The following is a 3,455-nucleotide window of genomic DNA, read 5'->3' as shown; positions in this document are numbered from 1 at the left end:
GCGAACGCCGCGCAAGCAGCTCGCGATGAACTACCGCGCCGCGTCGAGCGAATTCAGTTGTTCTGTCAATCTCACAGCGGGCGAAGGCAAAGACATCGCAGTCCCCGACGTCTCCGATCTTCGTTCGCCCATCCAGAAAGCGCAGAAGATTGCGGATGAGGCGATGGATGAGCTCGATAAGTTCAGCCGCTACCTTGGGCGCAATGCGGACGGCAGGGGATCGATTGAGGCACAGGCGCTGCTTCCTGCCCGATTGTGGGGATTGTTCCCTTCCGCAGAGTTGGAAGGCCTCAGGGAATGGGCGCGTGAGCGAGTGGCAGCTGGCGGTCTCGTCCCGGCGCTCGAGGTGGTTTCTCGTCTGGAGGGCAGTTCTCCCAAGAAGCTTGGCAAACGCCAGTTAACCGGCGCGGCCGATGCGCTCGCCCGCATCGGCTTCGGCATGGCGCCCGATCCGAGATTCTCGCTGCGCGCGCCCAGGATCGACGAACCGGTCGTGATGTTCGATCTCGGCGAGACGGTCGAGCAACTCGAAACAGTCTCGCCTGCCTATCGTGCGGCCTTGTTCGAACTGGCGTTGGCGACCTTCGTTGCACATTCGGACAGCAAGATCGTCGAAGCGGAACGCCGAGCATTGCGCGATAAGGTCGAAGCGATCAGCGGCATCGGCGATCCCGAGAGAAAGCGTCTCCATGCCAATCTGACTTGGTATCTGGAGGTTGCTCCTGACATGTCGTGGCTGCGCAGCAGATTGAAGGAAGTGGATGCCGAGCACCATCTCACGCTGCGTGCGGCGGTTGTCGTGATTGCCCATGCCGATAGCATCATCCGATCCGAGGAGGTCGCTTGCATCGAGAAGATCTACAAGGCGTTGGGGATCGATGCTGGCCTCGTATATGCAGATCTTCATGCTGGCGATGCCCCGGATGGACCGGTACGGGTCAGGGCAGCCGAACCGGAGGCGCCAGGCGAACGAATTCCTGCCGAACCTCAATCAAGGGGCGGTGCGCTCAATGCGGCGCGCATCGCTGCGATCCGCAGCGATACCGAGCGCGTTTCGAATGTCCTGGGCGAGATATTCGCAGCAGACGACGATGCGGGCGACGGGGCGCCGCGCGAACATGCGCTTCCAACGGCATTGCCAGGCCTCGACAGCAAACATGCGGATCTGGTGACACTTCTCATCCAGCGCGACCATTGGACGCTGCAAGGCTTCGCTGACATCGCCGGAGAACAGGGCCTGCTGCCGTCCGGCGCTCTGGAAGCTATCAATGAGTGGGCCTTCCAGAAGTTCGAAGAAGCGTTGCTTGACGAATATGATGGCTATGACGTGTCGCCGGATATCGCGGGAGCGTTGCGGGCCGAAATGGCGAAGGAGGATAGTTGATGTCGAAATTGAAGCCGCGCGAGCGTGATGCGATCGTTCAGGCATTGCGCGCGGGCGTGGTTCCGAAGCTGGGGCTTCGTCACATTCAGGTCGGTCGCGCTCGTGAGATTGAGGAACTCGTCAAGGATATGGACCGGATCGCCGACGGGGGTTCCGCGATCCGGTTCATCATTGGCGAATATGGGTCGGGCAAGACCTTCTTCATGAATCTCATACGCCTTGTGGCGCTGGAAAAGGGGCTGGTCGTGATGTTTGCCGATCTGGCTCCTGACCGGAGGATCCATGCCACAGGCGGCCAGGCGCGGGGCCTGTATGCCGAAATGGCGCGGAATCTCGCGACGAGAACCAAGCCGGATGGCGGCGCGCTTACCAATGTCGTCGAGCGTTTCGTCAGCCAGGCCCAGCACGATGCCGAGGCGAAAGACCAGCCGACGGTAGACATCATTCGCCAGCGCCTGGCCCATTTTGAGGAACTGACCGGAGGCTTCGACTTCGCGCAGGTCATCCGCCGCTATTGGGAAGGGCAAGAAACAGGTGACGAAGAACTCAAGTCGGCCGCGATCCGCTGGCTGCGCGGGGAATTCGCCACCAGAACCGACGCGCGCAAGGCTCTTGGGGTTCGCACGATCGTCGATGACGCCAGCGTCTACGACCAGCTGAAGCTGATGTCGGCGTTTGTTTGCGAAGCGGGTTATAAGGGGCTGCTCGTTGGTCTCGACGAGATGGTCAACCTCTACAAATTGACCTCATCGCAGGCACGGAACGCCAATTACGAGCAGATCCTGCGCATTTTGAATGACGTCCTGCAGGGTAGTGCGGAAAATCTCGGTTTCCTCATGGGCGGAACGCCCGAATTCCTGATGAACACCCGCCGTGGACTCTACAGCTATGAAGCGTTGCAATCGCGTCTGGCCGAGAACAGCTTCGCCCGCGAGGGTCTCGTGGACCTCTCCGGCCCCGTCATTCGCCTTGCGAGCCTGACGCCTGAAGATCTGTTCGTGCTGCTAGCCAATATCCGCGCCGTTATGCAGAGCGAAGGCGCGTGTCTGCCGGATGATGCCCTGGAGGCGTTTATGGTCCATTGCTCGGACAGGATCGGCGAGGCCTATTTCCGGACACCACGCAACACCGTTACCGCCTTTGTGAACCTCCTCGCGGTTCTCGAGCAAAACCCCGGTGTTGAATGGTCCGATCTCATCGGCACGCTCGACGTCACCCAGGATGATGGTGACGATATGAGCGATGTCGATGAGACTGTCGGCGCGGCTCCAGCGGCGGATGAGCTTGCCAGCTTCCGGCTGTGAGCACCGCCTTCGACAAGCTTGCCAGACCGATCCAGAAGTGGATTCGCGAGCAGGACTGGCGTGAACTGCGCGATATCCAAGCACGCGCAACGCACGTGCTCATGGACAGTGACGCTGACCTCATCGTTGCCGCCAGCACGGCAGGCGGAAAGACCGAGGCCGCGTTTCTTCCGCTGCTTTCTCAAGTGTTCAATGATCCATCCGAACTCTCTGGCTTTGACATTCTCTATGTCGCACCGTTGAAGGCGCTCATCACTGATCAAGCGCGGCGGCTGGACGATGTCTGCCGCGAGACCGAACTACCGGTCATCCCCTGGCACGGCGACGTACCATCTTCGGTCAAAGCCCGTGCCCTTAGGCATCCCAGAGGCGTACTGCTGATCACGCCGGAATCGCTCGAAGCCCTCTTCATTCGCCGAGGACTGGAGATACCGCGACTGTTCGGCGCGACACGAGCGGTGATCCTTGACGAACTGCATTCCGTGCTCGACAGTGAGCGCGGCATTCAGATGCGCTCGCTGCTCGCGCGCCTCGAGCAGTCACTAAACCGCCCGATCCGCCGTGTCGGTCTCTCGGCTACGCTCGGGGACATGGAACTGGCAAAGGCCTATCTCCGCCCAGACAATCCCGAGAACGTCGAGACCGTGATCGCCACAAGCGGTTCGGCGGAGCTGCAACTCCAGTTGCGCGGCTATGTGGCCGGGGACAAGGATGACGATGCACCATCGGCAACCGACGCCATTTCCCTTCATCTCTTCGGACATCTC

At 60.6% G+C, this 3,455-nt stretch carries 3 protein-coding genes; all 3 read left to right on the top strand.

Annotated features, from left to right (window positions below; genetic code table 11):
• Positions 1-1,384 (top strand): tellurite resistance TerB family protein (locus HHL08_RS25035; RefSeq protein ID WP_206378096.1); only part of this gene is annotated, 1,384 nt, incomplete at its 5' end.
• Positions 1,384-2,688: an ATP-binding protein gene (locus tag HHL08_RS25030; protein WP_169575560.1), complete on the top strand. Its 1,305-nt coding sequence runs from the start codon at positions 1,384-1,386 to the stop codon at positions 2,686-2,688. The genes HHL08_RS25035 and HHL08_RS25030, both read left to right, overlap by 1 nt.
• Positions 2,685-3,455, top strand: a 771-nt coding sequence (locus tag HHL08_RS25025; RefSeq protein WP_169575559.1) for a DEAD/DEAH box helicase, incomplete at its 3' end; no start/stop codon positions are given. The genes HHL08_RS25030 and HHL08_RS25025, both read left to right, overlap by 4 nt.

This window comes from Sphingobium psychrophilum (assembly GCF_012927105.1).
Lineage (GTDB): Bacteria > Pseudomonadota > Alphaproteobacteria > Sphingomonadales > Sphingomonadaceae > Sphingobium > Sphingobium psychrophilum.
This window is presented reverse-complemented; position numbering and strand designations above follow the sequence as displayed.